Origin of the sequence: Pseudomonas sp. SWRI99 (genome assembly GCF_014270125.1) — a bacterium.
Lineage (GTDB): Bacteria > Pseudomonadota > Gammaproteobacteria > Pseudomonadales > Pseudomonadaceae > Aquipseudomonas > Aquipseudomonas hamedanensis.
The window spans coordinates 74,606-89,807 of record NZ_JABWQR010000027.1; the positions used below are offsets into that span (position 1 = coordinate 74,606).

The following is a 15,202-nucleotide window of genomic DNA, read 5'->3' on the forward strand; positions in this document are numbered from 1 at the left end:
ACATGCATTTACGCAGGCACGATTACAGCAAAAAAACCTGCTTGCCCCAATCGGAATCAGTGTTCGTCGTTATAAACGAACTTAGGCATTTCCCAGTGAAAACGAATGGCCAAAAGACGTAACAGAAATCCGCCAAACAGAGTAATCAGAATCGCTTGCTCGCCTGGCACATTCAAGTACAGACACAGCATGTAGCACCACGCTGCGGCGAAGGAAACGCTCGCATAAAGCTCACGTCGAAAGATAAGCGGAATGTCATTGCAGAAGATGTCACGCAGGATGCCGCCGAACACCCCGGTGATCACGCCGCTGACCGAGGCCACCAGCATGCCGTGGCCCATTTCCAGCGCGGTCATACAACCGATCAGAGTGAACGCCACCAGACCGACCGCATCGAGTACCAGAAACAGTGAACGCAGGTGACGCATCCAGCGCGCAGTGAATACGGTAAACATCGCCGCGACCGACGTCAGCACCAGGTACTCCGGGTGTTTGACCCAAGTCAGCGGGTAATGCCCCAGCAACACGTCGCGCACCGAACCGCCGCCCAGCGCCGTGATGCAAGCGATCAGCACCACGCCGAACCAGTCCATGCCGCGGCGGCCGGCAGACAACGCGCCAGTCATGGCTTCGGCGGTAATGGCGATCAGATAGAGCATCAGCAGCATGATGGCGGTCCAGACAGGAAGGCGCGCAGTCTAGCCATTTCATCACCGCACCAGAAGAGGGCAGAGGCGCATTGCCCTTTTCTGGCCAGGGAGCTTGCTCCCGCTGGAGGGCGAAGCACTCCCGTGCATTTTTCAGGCATACGGGACAGGCAGATTTACGACTGCTACGCAGCCGGGCGGGAGCAAGCTCCCTCGCCACAAAAACCTATCAAGCGCATCAGAACTTGATGAAATGCTTGCGATAGTGCTGCAACTCGGCGATCGATTCGCGAATGTCGTCCAGCGCCAGGTGGGTGCTGCCCTTCTTGAAGCTGTCGCGCACGTCCGGTGCCCAGCGCGCGGCCAGTTCCTTGAGCGTCGAGACGTCGAGGTTGCGGTAATGGAAATAGCTTTCAAGCGCTTTCATGTGGGTATAAAGGAAGCGCCGATCCTGGCAGATGCTGTTGCCGCAGATCGGTGACTTGCCCTTCGGCACCCACTGTTCCAGAAAGGCGATGGTCTGGGCTTCGGCTTCGGCCATGCTGATACGGCTGTCACGTACACGCTGGGTCAGGCCGGAGTTGCCATGGGTGCGAGTGTTCCATTCATCCATGCGCGCGAGCACTTCGTCGCTGTGGTGAATGGCGATCACCGGACCTTCGGCCAAGGTGTTGAGGTCGCTATCGGTAACGATAGTGGCCATTTCGATGATCACGTCGTTGTCCGGGTCCAGACCGGTCATTTCCAGGTCGATCCAGATCAGGTTCTGCGGGTTTTGCATATTCGGGCTCCTAGGCAATGCTGCGCAGTTTAGCCTAGGCCGGCGGCCGGGCGTGCTAAACTCGCGGCCGTTTTACCTAATCGCTGCATTCTTCAGACGGAACACCCATGGCCAAACGCCAACTCAATCGTCGCCAAAACTGGCGCATCGAAAAGATTCAAGGCGAGCGCGCCGCACGCGCTGCCAAACGCGAGTCCTCGGCGGTCGAAGCCCTCGAGGGCGGCGACCTGGGCCCGGAACAGCACGGTCTGGTGATTGCCCACTTCGGCGTGCAGGTTGAGGTCGAGGCCACCGACGGCGAACTCGCCGGACAAGTGTTCCGCTGCCATTTGCGCGCCAACCTGCCGGCGCTGGTGACGGGCGACAAAGTCGTCTGGCGTGCCGGCAACCAGGGCATCGGTGTGATCGTCGCGCAACTGCCGCGCAGCACCGAACTCTGCCGTCCGGACAGCCGGGGCCAGCTCAAGCCGGTGGCGGCCAACGTTGACATGATCGTCATCGTTTTTGCGCCGCTGCCCGAGCCCCACGCCAACTTGATCGATCGCTACCTGGTCGCTGCCGAACACGCCGGCATCCGTCCGTTGCTGCTGCTGAACAAATTCGATCTGATCGACGAACACAACGCCCCGGCCCTCAACGCGCTGCTGGCGGTGTATCGCACACTGGGTTATCCGGTGCTGGAAGTCTCGGCGCATCACGGCAATGGCATGGAACAGCTGCAACAGCAGCTCGACGGACGCATCAGCGTATTCGTCGGCCAGTCCGGGGTGGGCAAGTCGTCGCTGGTCAACAGCCTGCTGCCGGACGTTGAGACCCGCGTCGGACCGTTGTCCGAACTGTCCGGTCAGGGCACGCACACCACGACGACCGCACGCCTGTTTCACTTCCCCGGCGGCGGTGAGCTGATCGACTCCCCGGGCATCCGCGAATTCGGCCTGGGCCACGTCAGCCGCGCCGACGTCGAAGCCGGCTTCATCGAGTTTGACGACCTGCTCGGCACCTGCCGTTTCCGCGACTGCAAGCACGACCGCGAGCCGGGTTGTGCGCTGCTCAAGGCGCTGGAAGACGGCCGCGTGCAACAGCAGCGAATGAACAGCTACCGCTCGATCATCGCCAGCCTGCCCGAAAACAACCATTAAACAGGCGCACCGGCGGCCCCTTCCCCACGGGCTGCCGGTTGTCGGATCACACCTGACAAAACCCTGCCAAACTTAAACGTCAGATCTTTCCGAAAGACCTGCACTCGTTCGCTTGCAGGGCTTTTCTGTTTCGCCGCGCGGATCTTGTGAGCGCGCTCCAGAAGCCTACATTCGGGTCCTCCTTCGCACTTTCGCGACTTCCGAGGACCCTATGCAAACCTACCATTTGTTCATCAGCCACTCGTGGAACTACTCAGACAGCCACGACAATCTGGTCCGTCTGCTCAACGCCCATCCGACGTTCACCTACAAGAATTTTTCCGTGCCGCCGCACAACCCTATCGTCGGCGCGCGCACGGACAAGCAACTTGAAGAAGCCATCGAAAACAAGATTCGCCCCTGCTCGGCAGTGCTGATCATGGCCGGCATGTATTCGACCTACAGCAAATGGATCAACAAGGAAATCGAGATCGCCAAACGCATGGGCAAGGTGATCATCGCGATCAAGCCCTTTGGTGCCGAACGTATTTCCACGGTCGTGCGCAATGCGGCTCATGCCGAGTGCGCGTGGAACACCAACAGTATCGTCAGCGCGATCCGCCTGCACACGGCGGTGTAACCATGCGCAAGGGACTGTTTATCGGCATCAATGATTACTCGAACATTTCTGCGCTGAGCGGCTGCTGCAACGACGCCATGGCCATGGCCTCGGTGCTGAAGACCGACGCCAATGGCGACCCCAACTTCAAGAACATCGTGCTGACGTCCGCTGAAGATTATCTGAGTCGAGAGAAACTGGAGGACCAGATTCGCGAGCTGTTTTCCGGCGACTGCAACGTCGCACTGCTGTATTTCGCCGGACACGGCGGCTTCGATGCCGACACTGATGAAGGCATGCTGATCCCACAGGACTACCGCAGCGCCAAGGACGGCGTCCGTATCAGCGACGTCCTCAATTGGGCCAGCAAAGCCACGCGCATCAAAAACAAAGTGATCATTCTCGACTGCTGCCAAAGCGGCTCGGCCGGCGAGGTGCGCGCCTTGCGCAGTGAAAGCAGCACGGTCTGCGAAGGCATGACGATTCTGACCGCCTGCAAGAAAGAGCAGCCGGCGCTGGAGGGCGCGCAGCACGGCGTGTTTACCGGCCTGCTTTTGCAGGCGTTGCACGGCGGCGCCGCGAACATCCTCGGCAAGATCACTCCCGGCAGCCTGTATTCCTTCGTCGATAACGCCCTCGACGCCTGGGAACAGCGCCCGGTGTTCAAGACCAACGTTTCGCAGTTCATTTCCCTGCGTGAAGTCTCGCCGCTGATCCCCAAGGAAATCCTGCGCAAACTGCCCGACTGGTTCGCCGAGGCCGAGTCAGTCTTCGCGCTGGACCGAAGCTATGAACCTACCGAAGCGACCTTCGACCCGGCGCACGGCGAAATTTTCGCTCAGTTGCAGAAATGCAACCGCCACAGCCTGATCGAACCGGTCGACGCCGAGCACATGTACTACGCCGCGCTCAACGCCACCGGCTGCCGTCTCACCGCCCTCGGCGCCTATTACCGCGAACTCGCTCTGAAAGGACACTTCTGATGCCCGTATTTATCAGCTACCGCCACATGGATCGCGCCCATGCGATCAACATCAATACGCGCCTGACCCAAGCCAACATCAAGACGTACCTCGACGTGCTGGATCCGGAATCGCAGACCACCGACGACATCACCGGGGTGATCACCCGCAACATCACCGAATGCACGCATTTGCTGGCAGTGGTTTCAGAGAAAACGGCGTTGTCGTGGTGGGTGCCGTTTGAAATTGGTGAGGCGACCATTAGCAACCGACGGATCTGTACGTTCAAAACCGGGCCGGCTGAACTGCCGATCTATCTGGACAAGTGGCCAAAGCTGAGCACGGCCAGCGATCTGAATTTCTTTATCGAGGCGTATCGCGAGGAGGTGTCGAACAAGCGGTCGATGGCCCTGGATTCAATCAGCGAGTCGGTGAAGGGAGCTTACAAGCGCAATGCGGAGATGTTTCATGAACAGCTGAAAAACCGGATTCGCCGCGGGTTCTAGAATCTCCTCACTTTTGAAAAGCCCCGTGAGGGGTGGCCGCTGATCAGGCAAAAAAAAACCGACATCGCTGTCGGTTTTTTTTGATCACTGCTTCGGCGCTGGCGCCGCCGCGCCCGGGTCAGCAGGTTTAGGCGCGGCGTCATCGAACAGATTCAAGCGTTCACGCAACTCGTGAGCCGGCACTGGCTGCTTGTCCGCCGGCAGCGCGTTCGGGTCGACCGGGGCTGCCGGAGCGGCGCCGTTCTGACTCTGATCGGCAGGCTTCGCCGCATCAGCACCTTGCGCACCTTCGATGGCCGCCTGGGCTTTCTTGGTCAGCACGACGATGTCGATACGGCGGTTGACCGGGTTGAACGGGTTGTCCCGGTCGAACAATGCCGACGAGGCGTAACCGACCACTCGCGCCACCTGCGCATCGGGATAACTGCCGGCGACCAAGGCACGCCGAGCGGCGTTGGCGCGGTTGGCCGACAGTTCCCAGTTGCCGTAATCGCCCGTGCCAATGTACGGCTTGGCGTCGGTGTGGCCGCTGATGCTGATCTTGTTCGGCACCGCTTTGATGGTGTCGGCCATGGCCAGCAGAATGTCTTCGAAGTACGGTTTCAGGCGTGCGGAGCCGGAGTCGAACATCGGCCGGTTCTCGGCATCCATGATCTGGATGCGCAAGCCGTTCGGCGTGATTTCGAAGAGGATCTGATCCTTGAACTTTTGCAGCTGCGGGTTCTCGTCGACCTTGTTCTGCAGTTCTTGCAGCAACAACTCCAGCCGCTCCTTCTCAACCTGCTCGGCCATGCCTTCAACCTGTTCGGTATCGACCGTGACCTTGTCCGGTTGCGGCTGCGACTTCACTTCCGGGTTGAGGGTGTTTTCCGGGGCCAGGGTTGGCGTACCGCCCAGGTCGATGATGTACGGCGTGCCGCTTTCGGAGAAACCGACCGGGTCCTTGAAGTAACCGGCGATGGCGATCTTCTGCTCCGGCGTCGCGGTGGAGAGCAGCCACAACACCAAAAAGAACGCCATCATCGCCGTCGCAAAGTCGGCGAAGGCGATTTTCCAGGCCCCGCCGTGGTGCCCGCCGGCAATGCGCTTGACGCGCTTGACTATGATCGGCTGATTATTTTCCATGTCTTAACGACCGCGAACCGCTTGTTCCAGCTCGGCGAAGCTCGGACGGTGGGCCGGATACAGAACCTTGCGCCCGAACTCGACCGCCAGCGACGGCGGCATGCCGGACGCCGAAGCCACCAGCGAGGCCTTGATGGCTTCGTAGACGTTGAGTTCTTCCTTGGCATCGTGGGCCAGGGAGTGCGCCAGCGGGCCGAAGAATCCGTACGCCGCGAGAATACCGAAGAACGTACCGACCAGTGCCGCCCCCACGTGCAGACCAATCGACGCCTGGTCACCTTCGCCCAGCGACGCCATGGTCACCACGATACCGAGTACCGCCGCGACGATACCGAAACCGGGCATGCCATCAGCGATACCGTTGACCGCGTGCGATGGGTGTTCGAGGTCTTCCTTCAGGCTGTACAACTCCATGTCGAACAGGCCTTCGAGTTCGTGCGGAGCCATGTTGCCGGAGGACATGATGCGCAGGTAATCGCAGACGAACGCGGTCATGCGTTCATCCTTGAGCACCGCCGGGTACTTGGCGAAGATCGGGCTCGCGGCGGCATCTTCGATGTCGCCTTCGATAGCCATCATGCCTTCGCGGCGGCTCTTGTTGAGGATCTCGTAGATCAGGCCGAGCACTTCCAGGTAGAAGGTGTGGCTGAAGCGCGAGCTGAACATGCTCAGGGATTTCTTGAGCACGTGCATCGTCATATAACCAGGGTTGGCCTGGAGGAACGCGCCAAGGGCCGCACCGCCGATGATCAACACCTCGAAGGGCTGGATCAGGGCGGCAATCTTGCCGTGGGAGAGCACGTATCCGCCGAGCACGCTCGCGAATACGACGATGATGCCGATAATTTTAGCCATAGGTAGAAGGTACTTACTTAAGTCGGGTTCAAGGTCATATTCGGAAGTTAAAAAATCTCTTCTTCTACTTATCGGCAAAACTGCGCCAGACTATAGCCAGTTCAGGCGAAAAGCCAATTTAGCCCATGCCGGGCGCGTCTACAGTCAGTGAAGATCTTGTCCAGACATGGCTAATGAAACGAACGTCCCATCCGCAATCCCGACCACCATCGCCGGCTGGGTCAAGCTGCTCGACAGCGTCCCCCTGCCCGTGCCGCAAGAGGCACACGACAAAGTCTGCCGGGCGATCCGTGACAATCGCAGCTCGCTGCGCGACATCGCCGACCTGATGCAGGACAGCCCGGCGCTGGCCTTGAGCATCATCCGTGAGGCGAATCGTCACACCCACGGCGCCATGGCTGCGCCGGCGGAAAACCTTGAGGTCGCGATCAATCGCCTGGGCCTGGCCCGCACCGAAGAACTGCTGGCGCGCCTGCCCGCCGCACCGCACATGCAGATCCCCAAGGCCCTGCGCCAGCTGCAAATGATCAGCCAGCACGCGACGCAACAGGCCAACGGTTTTTTCGCCAGTCGCCTGGCGCGGCTGTGGCAGGATATCCATTGGGGCAGCCTGCTGTTTCTCTCGCCGTTGTGGCCGCTGGCGCTGATCTTTCCCCGATTGCTCGAAGAATGGGAACTGCGGGTTATCCACAAGGGTGAACCGGCACAGGCCGTCGAGAAGCAACTGTTCGGTGTGCGCCTGCTGAGCATCGCGGCGGCGCTGGTGGAAGCCTGGCACCTGCCGATCTGGGTTCAGCAAGGCTACAAATTGCTGCTTGGTGAGCAGCGCGAGCTGGTCAAAGTGCTGCGCATTGCCCGCGACAGCGAGCATCCGCTGCGCCAGCAAAATCGCCTCGACGAAGACCCGACCCTGCGTCGCTGGCTCAATCAGCCGGCCAATACCGTGCTGCTGGCAAACGGCCTGGCACTGTCGGCGCAACAGGCCTGGGACTGTCCGCACAGCGCGCGCTGGCAATACCTGACCAGCCTTTACTTGCAGATGCCGATGGACGAGGTGCAGCAACAACTGCACCAGCAGGCCGCGAACAGTGCCCGTCATCACGCCATGCCCGATCTCTGGCATCCAGCGGTAGCGCTGCTGTGGCCGTGGGGCGCCCGGCGCTTGCCTGCGGGAATGTTACCGGCGGCAGCGCCGAACGCCGAAGACTTGAGCCAGTGGCGTCGGCAATGCGCCGAACTGCTGGCCGAACCCAGCCGTTTCACCAACGCCATGAGCCTGACCGTCGCCGCACGTGACGCACTGGTGGCCAGCGGCATGCGCCGGGTGATGGTGCTGATGGCTGATCGCACCCATTCGACGCTGCGCGTGCAGCAGGCCGCCGGCCTGCCAAAAGAAGCCGCGGCGCTGAGTTTTGCCGTCAGCCAAAGCAAGGTCCTGCAACGCCTGCTCGCCCAGCAGGCGCAAGTGCGGATCACCCCTGAGAACAACGCGCAGTTTTCCGCGCTGCTGCCGCCGAGCCTGCGCACGCTGTTTCGTGGCGAGCATCTGTTTCTGCGTTCGCTGGTCAATAACGGTCGGGTGATCATGATCGTTGTCGCCGATCAGGGTGGCGGGCCGTTCGCCGAGATCACCGTGCAAGCCTTCGGCAAAACCGCGCAGTGCATCGAAAAAGCCCTGCACAGCTTTAGCAGCCGTGGCCGATGAGGCTGCGCTACAATCCTCCCCTTTGTGCTCTGGAGACCTCACATGTCTGACTTCTCTAGCTTGCCGCTCGTCATCGAGCCGAGCGACCTGCTCCCGCGTCTCGAGTCTGACAACCTGATTCTGGTGGACCTGACCAGCGCAGCCCGCTATAGCGAAGGCCATTTGCCCGGCGCACGCTTTGTCGACCCGAAACGTACCCAGCTCGGCCAGCCGCCGGCGCCGGGGCTGCTACCGGCCAAAGCCGATCTGGAAGCGCTGTTCGGCGAGCTGGGCCATCGCCAGGACGCGGTCTACGTGGTGTATGACGACGAGGGTGGCGGCTGGGCCGGACGCTTTATCTGGCTGCTCGATGTGATCGGTCACGACAAATACCACTATCTGGACGGTGGCCTGCCGGCATGGCTGGCCGCAGGCATGCCGATGTCGATCCAGGTGCCGGCGGCCGTTGGCGGCCCGGTATCGCTGACGCTGCACGATGAGCCGACCGCCACCCGCGAATACTTGCAAAGCCGTCTCGGCGCCGCCGATCTGGCGATCTGGGATGCGCGCGGGCCGCTGGAATATTCCGGTGAGAAGGTCCTCGCCGCCAAGGGCGGACATATCCCCGGTGCGGTCAATTTCGAATGGACTGCCGGGATGGACCAGACCCGTCAGCTACGCATTCGCAAGGACATGCCACAGATACTCGAACAGCTCGGGATCACCAAGGATAAAGAAATCATTACCCACTGCCAGACCCATCACCGGTCGGGCTTCACTTATCTGGTGGCCAAATCCCTCGGGTATCCGCGGGTCAAGGGCTACGCCGGTTCATGGGGCGAATGGGGCAACCACCCCGACACGCCTGTCGAGATTCAAGCTTCCAAGGACAACTAATGAAAGAGCGTCTGTTTATCCTCAGCCAATACCTGCTGCCGCACCACTTGCTGTCACGTCTGGCCGGCTGCATTGCCGAGTGCCGCGTGCGCTGGTTCAAAAATGCCTTCACCCAATGGTTCGCCAAGCGCTATCAGGTGGACATGTCCCAGGCGCTGGTCGAAGACCTGACCGCTTACGAGCACTTCAATGCATTCTTCACTCGTGCGTTGAAAGACGGCGCGCGTCCGCTGGACGAAACCCCAGGCGCGATTCTCAGCCCGGCCGACGGTGCGGTCAGCCAGCTCGGTCCGATCGAACACGGTCGCGTATTCCAGGCCAAGGGCCACAGTTTCAGCGTGCTGGAGCTGCTCGGTGGTGATGCGGCCAACGCCGCGCCGTTCATGGGCGGCGACTTTGCCACCATTTACCTGTCGCCGAAGGACTACCACCGCGTGCACATGCCGCTGGCCGGCACCCTGCGTGAAATGGTCTACATCCCGGGCCGGATTTTCTCGGTCAACCAGACCACCGCCGAAAACGTCCCGGAACTGTTCGCCCGCAACGAGCGAGTGGCGTGCATCTTCGACACCGAGCGCGGGCCGATGGCTGTGGTGCTGGTCGGCGCGATGATCGTCGCTTCGATCGAAACCGTATGGGCCGGTCTGGTCACGCCGCCCAAGCGCGAACTGAAAACTTTCCGCTACGACGAAGCCGCCCGCGCGCCGATTCATCTGGAAAAAGGTGCTGAACTGGGGCGCTTCAAGCTGGGTTCGACGGCTATCGTGCTGTTCGGCCCGGATCAGGTGAAGTGGGCTGAAGGGCTGGTGGCTGGTTCGCCGGTGCAGATGGGCCAGGGTCTGGCACTGCCGAAAGTGTGACAACCTTTGCGGAAGCAGCCAGCGCTGCTTCCGCAAAGTGCTGTATTTGCTGCTATGGTTTTTGGCATGAGCCAGACCATATCCTCCCCCCAGTTGCGTGCTCCTACTCCTACCCAATCGCGTCTGTCGTTTTGCGACGCCAGCCCGCGCGACCTCAAGCGCTGGATCGCCGGCCTGCCCAAGGCCAACATCGGCGAAACCGCCCGCCTGCTCTATCAAGGCCTGGGCGAACTCAACGTTTTCCTAACCCCCAGCAATAATCGTCTGCAACTGCTGGAGCTGTTGCGGCCCGAGGTGTATTTCGTCTGCCAGCATCTGGAACGGCACTTTCTGCATCAGGCGATCATGCTCGATGAGCGCTCGCGCAAGGTCAGCAACCTGTGTCAGGCGCTGCAAGGCCATCTGGCGATCGGCTACAAACAGATCGCCCTGCGCATCGCGCCGAAGTACAGCAAGGACCGCGCAGCACTGGTCAGCACCGCGCTGCAACGCGCCGCTCATGCACTCAAGGGACAATTGGTGCGCGCCACGCAGCTGTACAGCTCACCGCCCGAACAGGTGTGGTTCGAACTGCATCAGTTGTATCGCAGCGCCACCGAATTGCAGTTGCAACAGCGCCCGGTGCGCGATGACCTGGCCTTTCTGACCAGCGAACTGAGCGTCGAACAGACCTACGTCGCCGCCCTGTTGCTGGGCAGCGCTCGTTGCAACCAGCTGCGTCAGAGCCAGATTGCCCGGCTTGCCGAGGTAATCGAGCCATGGAGTGCTCTGCTCAAGCTAAATCCGGGCCGCGCCGACGGCGGTTTGTTTGCGATCAGCCCGGACCTCGACGTCGGTCCGCGCTACCGGAAGATGTTTCGCAGCGAACAACAGAGCGCACTACTGGGCTTCGACCCACAACCGCTGGTCCAGCAGCTCGAAACGCACTTGCTGCACCAGCCGACCTCGCCGCCCTTGCCCATCTCCGCCGGCCTGAGCGTCGACACCCTGCAACATCTGCACGCTACTTGGGGACAGACTGCCGAACGCAGCTTTCAGCGCATTGCCGGTCAAGGCGCATTGACAGTGTGCGTCGGCATGAGTGCGTTGCATTTCTATCTCGCCGGCGAGCGTACCTTCAGCGAACTGCTCAAGCACCCCGGCGCCCGTGCGGCGAATTTCAGCCGCGTGGTCGCCAAGGGTGAAAAGGACAGCTGGAGCCAAGCGTTTGACGCGGCACCGCAAGGCAACGATGAGTTGCTGCCTTATGAGGAAATCCAATACGACCAATTGGCCGAAGACGAAAGCCCAGGCCATGCGCCGAACTATCCAACCTACGCCTTGCCCGTAATCAACCACAGCCCCGGCGGTTATTGCCTGGCCTGGCCAAGCGAGGTACCGGCCGAATTGCAGGCCGGGGAAATGCTCGGCATTCAGGACAGCGAGAGCAAGGGCTGGAGCATTGCGGTGATTCGCTGGATTCGTCAGGTGCGCGGCAGCGGTACGCAGATGGGCATTGAACTGGTTGCGCCACACGCCCAGCCCTGTGGACTGCAACTGGTGCATACGAAGGACGATCACAGTCAGTACTTGCGCGGTTTATTGCTGCCGGAAATCAGCGCAATCGATGTGCCGGCGACGGTGCTCGCGCCGCGCCTGCCGTTTCAGGAGGGCAACAAGGTGGTCATCAACACACAAGGCGAAGAACACCGCGCCGGACTGGATCGGCGGGTGGCGAGTACGCACAGTTTCAATCAGTTTGCGTATCGCTCGCTGGAGGCTGCGCAAAATGCCGGGGGTGAGGAAGATTTTGATTCGTTGTGGAAATCGCTCTAGACCGAGGTGCGGCCTTCGCGAGCAGGCTCGCTCCCACAGGGGAATGAGGTCTCCTGTGGGAGCGAGCCTGCTCGCGAAAACGGCCGGATCAATCGATAGAAGACTTAGAGCTGACCGTCGCGATCGCGCAAGCCCAGCAGATACAACACTCCATCCAGCCCCAGCGTTGAGATCGCCTGCTTCGCCGACTGCTTGACCAGCGGCTTGGCGCGAAACGCTACGCCCAGCCCGGCAATCGCCAGCATCGGCAGGTCATTCGCGCCGTCGCCGACCGCGATGGTCTGCTCCAGACGCAGGCCTTCTTTGTGCGCCAGTTCCCTGAGCAGATCGGCCTTGCGTTGCGCATCGACGATCGGCTCGATCGCCACGCCGGTGCACTTGCCGTCGACCACTTCCAGCTCGTTGGCGAACACGTAGTCGATGCCAAGCCTGGCTTGCAGTTGCTTGGCGAAATAAGTGAAGCCGCCGGACAGGATCGCGGTTTTGTAGCCCAGGCGCTTGAGTTCGGCGAACAGGGTTTCGGCGCCTTCGGTCAAGCGCAGCGAGGCGCCGATCGAGTCGAGCACGCTGACGTCCAGACCTTTGAGCAAGGCCAGGCGCTCTTTGAAACTGGCGCGAAAATCCAGCTCGCCGGCCATGGCCCGCTCGGTGATTTCCGAGACCCGATCGCCGACGCCGGCGGCCTTGGCCAGTTCGTCAATCACTTCCGCCTCGATCAGGGTCGAGTCCATGTCGAACACCGCCAGACGCCGATTGCGGCGAAACAGCGAATCTTCCTGGAAGGCGATATCGACATTCAACGCCTGCGCGACGCTGAGGAATTCGGCGCGCAGTGCTTGCGGGTCAGCCGCTTCGCCACGCACGGAAAACTCGATGCAGCCTTTGCCCTTGTCAGCTGGCGTGTCCAGCGGCATACGGCCCGACAGACGGTCGATATGATCGATGTTCAAACCATATTTGGCAGTGATCGCACTGACTGCCTGCAATTGGCCGGCGGTCACTTTGCGGGTCAGCAGGGTGACGATATGGCGTTTCTTGCCCTGATTGCCCACCCACTGCTGGTAATCCTCTTCGGACACCGGGGTGAAGCGCACTTGCTGATCCAGTTCGTAGCCCTTGAACAGAATGTCCTTGAGCACCGACTTGCCCTGCTCGGAATCGGGGATTTCAACCAGAATGCCGAACGACAGGGTGTCGTGGATCACCGCCTGACCGATGTCGAGAATGTTCACACCACCTTGTGCCAGGACACCCGTAATGGCCGCTGTCAGACCTGGACGGTCGACTCCCGTGATGTTAATCAGGACGATTTCGCGCAACGCGCACCCCCGCAGCTGGAAAAAAACCGCATTCTACCCACTTTCAGTGACCATCGGGCACCGCGAGCGCTTTGCCGGTCTAGGGCCTGTCGCTATACTGCGCGTCAACTTCACGGACAAAGAGCCGAGCTCAAGTGAACCGGCCCACGCCAGTTAAAACCGATAACTTCTTCCTGCTGATCTTCCGTGCACTGCGCCACCGCCGTGTGCCGATTGCATTGCGCATTGCCAGCCACAACGTGATCCTGGTCGCTCTGGCCCTGGTGATCTATGCCGGGGTGATGGGGCTGCAATTCAAGCAGGCCATGCACGAGCAGGCCGATGCGCTGGGCGAGAGCCTGACCACGCAGACGGCGACATCCGCCACCGAACTGCTGGTGTCCAACGACATCCTCAGCCTCAACGTGCTGCTCAACAACCTGACCAAGAACAAACTGGTGGCCCATGCGGCGATCTACAGCGTGGACAACCGTATCCTCGCCGAGTCCGGTCAGCGCCCCAAGCACAGCCTGTTGGGCGAAGCCGAGGGTATGTACGAGAGCAAGATCACGTTCCAGGACGTGACCGCCGGCCAACTGCGTATCAGCCTCGACATGGATCAGTTCCAGCAGCCGATGACCATCAGCCTGCAAAGCATGGGCATTCTCAGTGCGATTCTGCTGGCGCTTTCGCTGGCCTTGAGCCTGCGTATGGGCCGCTATCTGTCCACGCCACTGCTGCAATTACGCGTGTGGCTGCGCCGGATCGACGAGCACACGCCGGGCATTGATCGTCAGGATGAGATCGGCGATCTGGCGCGCCAGCTGCACGCCAGCTACGCCCCGGAGCCAGCCCCTGAGCCGGAACCTGAATTCGAAGATGAGGACGAGCCGGAATTCGAGGTGCGTAATTTGCGCGATCCGAGTTTTGACGAAACCCGTCCGTTGGCTGCACAGAAACCGGCACCGCGGCACTTGGTCAGCACGGTTGAAGATGACGACGATGATGACGCCTTCGCCGACCTGCGCGACGAATCGCTCAACGGCGCCGTGCAACCGCTCACTCGCAAACCGACCCCGAACGTGCCGCAGCACACCGCCGTGCTGGCTGTGCAACTGGGTTCCCAGGAGCAATTGCGCCGCCTGCCCCGGGCACGTCTGGAAGAGTTGCAGGAGCGCTATCGCGACTGCCTCGAACAAGCCGCCTCGCTGTATCAGGGCGAAATCGAGACCCTGAACGATGGCAGCACGCTGATGCTGTTCCACACCGAAGACAGCGGCGACGATTACCTGACCAACGCGATCTGCTGCGGCGAACTGCTGCGTGCGCTGGGTCATCAATTGCAGATCGAAGTCGCCGACAGCGGCATCACCCTGCAATTGCAATTGGGCCTGACCTTGGGCGATGAGTTGTTCGGCCTGAGCCAGATCGACTTGCTGCTGACCGACTCGGCACAGGATGCCCTGGCCTTGTCGCAGCACAGCCGCAATCTGCTGCTGGTTGAGCGCAAGATCAGCGACGATGCGCTGATCCGTCAGCGCGCGCGGATCCGCCCGATTGCCAGCCCTGAGGGCGCTTGCTGCGTCGAGCGCTTGATGGAGCCTTATCCATCGATGCTGGAACGGCAACTGGCGCGGATGCATGAGCGCCGGGCGTAAATCTTAAGCCCGATACACCAAAGCCCGCCGACACGTGTTTGTCTGCGGGCTTTTTGTTGCCTGACACTGCGCCTTCGCGGGCAAGCCCGCTCCCACAGGGTTTTGCATTCACTCACACATCTGCTGTTCAGCGCAGATCCACTGTGGGAGCGGGCTTGCTCGCGAGGGGGCCTTTAGATGCAAGATCTCTGTTGTCTGACACTGAGCTATCGCGAGCAGGCTCACTCCTACAGGGTTTTGCATTCACTCAGATACCTGCGGCCCAGCGCAGATCCATTGTGGGAGCGGGCTTGCTCGCGAAGGGGGCCTTTAGATGCAAGATCTCTGTTGTCTGACACTGAGCTATCGCGAGCAGGCTCACTCCTACAGGGTTTTGC

At 60.9% G+C, this 15,202-nt stretch carries 14 protein-coding genes; 9 read left to right on the forward strand and 5 right to left on the reverse strand.

Translation table 11 applies throughout. From position 1 onward, the window contains the following. Positions 1–56: 56 nt before the first annotated feature. On the reverse strand, positions 57–671 hold the full coding sequence (locus HU743_RS20830) for a trimeric intracellular cation channel family protein (protein ID WP_186547712.1): 615 nt from the start codon (positions 669–671) through the stop codon (positions 57–59). 214 nt (positions 672–885) lie between these two features. Beyond that, on the reverse strand, positions 886–1,428 hold the full coding sequence (gene orn / locus HU743_RS20835) for an oligoribonuclease (RefSeq protein WP_186547680.1): 543 nt from the start codon (positions 1,426–1,428) through the stop codon (positions 886–888). Between the two features lie 107 nt (positions 1,429–1,535). Here orn and rsgA point away from each other — a divergent pair, with 107 nt between their 5' ends. The 4 genes from rsgA (at position 1,536) to HU743_RS20855 (ending at position 4,633) form a co-directional block, all read left to right on the forward strand. Beyond that, positions 1,536–2,567 carry a small ribosomal subunit biogenesis GTPase RsgA gene (gene rsgA / locus HU743_RS20840; RefSeq protein WP_186547682.1) on the forward strand — a complete coding sequence of 344 codons (1,032 nt, stop codon included), beginning with the start codon at positions 1,536–1,538 and terminating at the stop codon, positions 2,565–2,567. 211 nt (positions 2,568–2,778) lie between these two features. Next, entirely contained in the window at positions 2,779–3,186 is a 408-nt protein-coding gene (locus HU743_RS20845) for a TIR domain-containing protein (protein WP_186547684.1), read from the forward strand. A gap of 2 nt (positions 3,187–3,188) precedes the next feature. Beyond that, a complete protein-coding gene (locus HU743_RS20850; RefSeq protein WP_186547686.1) occupies positions 3,189–4,148 on the forward strand; it encodes a caspase family protein in 960 nt (319 codons plus the stop codon). Further along, entirely contained in the window at positions 4,148–4,633 is a 486-nt protein-coding gene (locus HU743_RS20855; protein ID WP_186547688.1) for a toll/interleukin-1 receptor domain-containing protein, read from the forward strand. Before HU743_RS20850 ends, HU743_RS20855 begins: the two co-directional genes overlap by 1 nt. 84 nt (positions 4,634–4,717) lie before the next feature. Here HU743_RS20855 and motB read toward each other — a convergent pair whose 3' ends face one another. Together motB and motA are read right to left on the reverse strand one after the other, a co-directional pair. Then, the gene (motB, locus tag HU743_RS20860) at positions 4,718–5,758 is read right to left on the reverse strand and encodes a flagellar motor protein MotB (RefSeq protein WP_186547690.1); all 1,041 of its coding nucleotides are present in this window, start codon (positions 5,756–5,758) and stop codon (positions 4,718–4,720) included. A 3-nt stretch (positions 5,759–5,761) separates the two neighbouring features. Beyond that, positions 5,762–6,613 (reverse strand): flagellar motor stator protein MotA, encoded by an 852-nt coding sequence (gene motA, locus HU743_RS20865; RefSeq protein WP_186547692.1) that lies wholly within the window; start codon positions 6,611–6,613, stop codon positions 5,762–5,764. A gap of 166 nt (positions 6,614–6,779) precedes the next feature. On the opposite strand from motA, the gene HU743_RS20870 reads away from it, so the two are divergent. From HU743_RS20870 to HU743_RS20885, 4 genes are all read left to right on the forward strand, one after another. Continuing rightward, positions 6,780–8,318: an HDOD domain-containing protein gene (locus HU743_RS20870; RefSeq protein ID WP_186632588.1), complete on the forward strand. Its 1,539-nt coding sequence runs from the start codon at positions 6,780–6,782 to the stop codon at positions 8,316–8,318. Positions 8,319–8,360: 42 nt separating this feature from the next. Further along, positions 8,361–9,194: a thiosulfate sulfurtransferase gene (gene rhdA, locus HU743_RS20875; protein ID WP_186650960.1), complete on the forward strand. Its 834-nt coding sequence runs from the start codon at positions 8,361–8,363 to the stop codon at positions 9,192–9,194. Continuing rightward, positions 9,194–10,054, forward strand: coding sequence for an archaetidylserine decarboxylase (gene asd, locus HU743_RS20880; protein ID WP_186632594.1), 861 nt, complete (start codon positions 9,194–9,196; stop codon positions 10,052–10,054). Before rhdA ends, asd begins: the two co-directional genes overlap by 1 nt. Before the next feature lie 66 nt (positions 10,055–10,120). Further along, positions 10,121–11,869, forward strand: coding sequence for a molecular chaperone (locus tag HU743_RS20885; protein WP_186650962.1), 1,749 nt, complete (start codon positions 10,121–10,123; stop codon positions 11,867–11,869). Between the two features lie 104 nt (positions 11,870–11,973). Here HU743_RS20885 and serB read toward each other — a convergent pair whose 3' ends face one another. Continuing rightward, positions 11,974–13,188: a phosphoserine phosphatase SerB gene (gene serB / locus HU743_RS20890; protein ID WP_186547702.1), complete on the reverse strand. Its 1,215-nt coding sequence runs from the start codon at positions 13,186–13,188 to the stop codon at positions 11,974–11,976. A gap of 134 nt (positions 13,189–13,322) precedes the next feature. Here serB and HU743_RS20895 point away from each other — a divergent pair, with 134 nt between their 5' ends. Further along, the gene (locus tag HU743_RS20895; RefSeq protein WP_186650964.1) at positions 13,323–14,825 is read left to right on the forward strand and encodes an AhpA/YtjB family protein; all 1,503 of its coding nucleotides are present in this window, start codon (positions 13,323–13,325) and stop codon (positions 14,823–14,825) included. Positions 14,826–15,202: the final 377 nt, after the last annotated feature.

Bases quoted from the DNA above. Each gene is read 5' to 3' on its own strand.
- orn (WP_186547680.1), bottom strand. From the start codon at position 1,428: ATGCAAAACCCGCAGAACCTGATCTGGATCGACCTGGAAATGACCGGT.
- rsgA (WP_186547682.1), top strand. From the start codon at position 1,536: ATGGCCAAACGCCAACTCAATCGTCGCCAAAACTGGCGCATCGAAAAG.
- HU743_RS20845 (WP_186547684.1), top strand. From the start codon at position 2,779: ATGCAAACCTACCATTTGTTCATCAGCCACTCGTGGAACTACTCAGAC.
- HU743_RS20850 (WP_186547686.1), top strand. From the start codon at position 3,189: ATGCGCAAGGGACTGTTTATCGGCATCAATGATTACTCGAACATTTCT.
- HU743_RS20855 (WP_186547688.1), top strand. From the start codon at position 4,148: ATGCCCGTATTTATCAGCTACCGCCACATGGATCGCGCCCATGCGATC.
- motB (WP_186547690.1), bottom strand. From the start codon at position 5,758: ATGGAAAATAATCAGCCGATCATAGTCAAGCGCGTCAAGCGCATTGCC.
- motA (WP_186547692.1), bottom strand. From the start codon at position 6,613: ATGGCTAAAATTATCGGCATCATCGTCGTATTCGCGAGCGTGCTCGGC.
- HU743_RS20870 (WP_186632588.1), top strand. From the start codon at position 6,780: ATGGCTAATGAAACGAACGTCCCATCCGCAATCCCGACCACCATCGCC.
- rhdA (WP_186650960.1), top strand. From the start codon at position 8,361: ATGTCTGACTTCTCTAGCTTGCCGCTCGTCATCGAGCCGAGCGACCTG.
- asd (WP_186632594.1), top strand. From the start codon at position 9,194: ATGAAAGAGCGTCTGTTTATCCTCAGCCAATACCTGCTGCCGCACCAC.
- HU743_RS20885 (WP_186650962.1), top strand. From the start codon at position 10,121: ATGAGCCAGACCATATCCTCCCCCCAGTTGCGTGCTCCTACTCCTACC.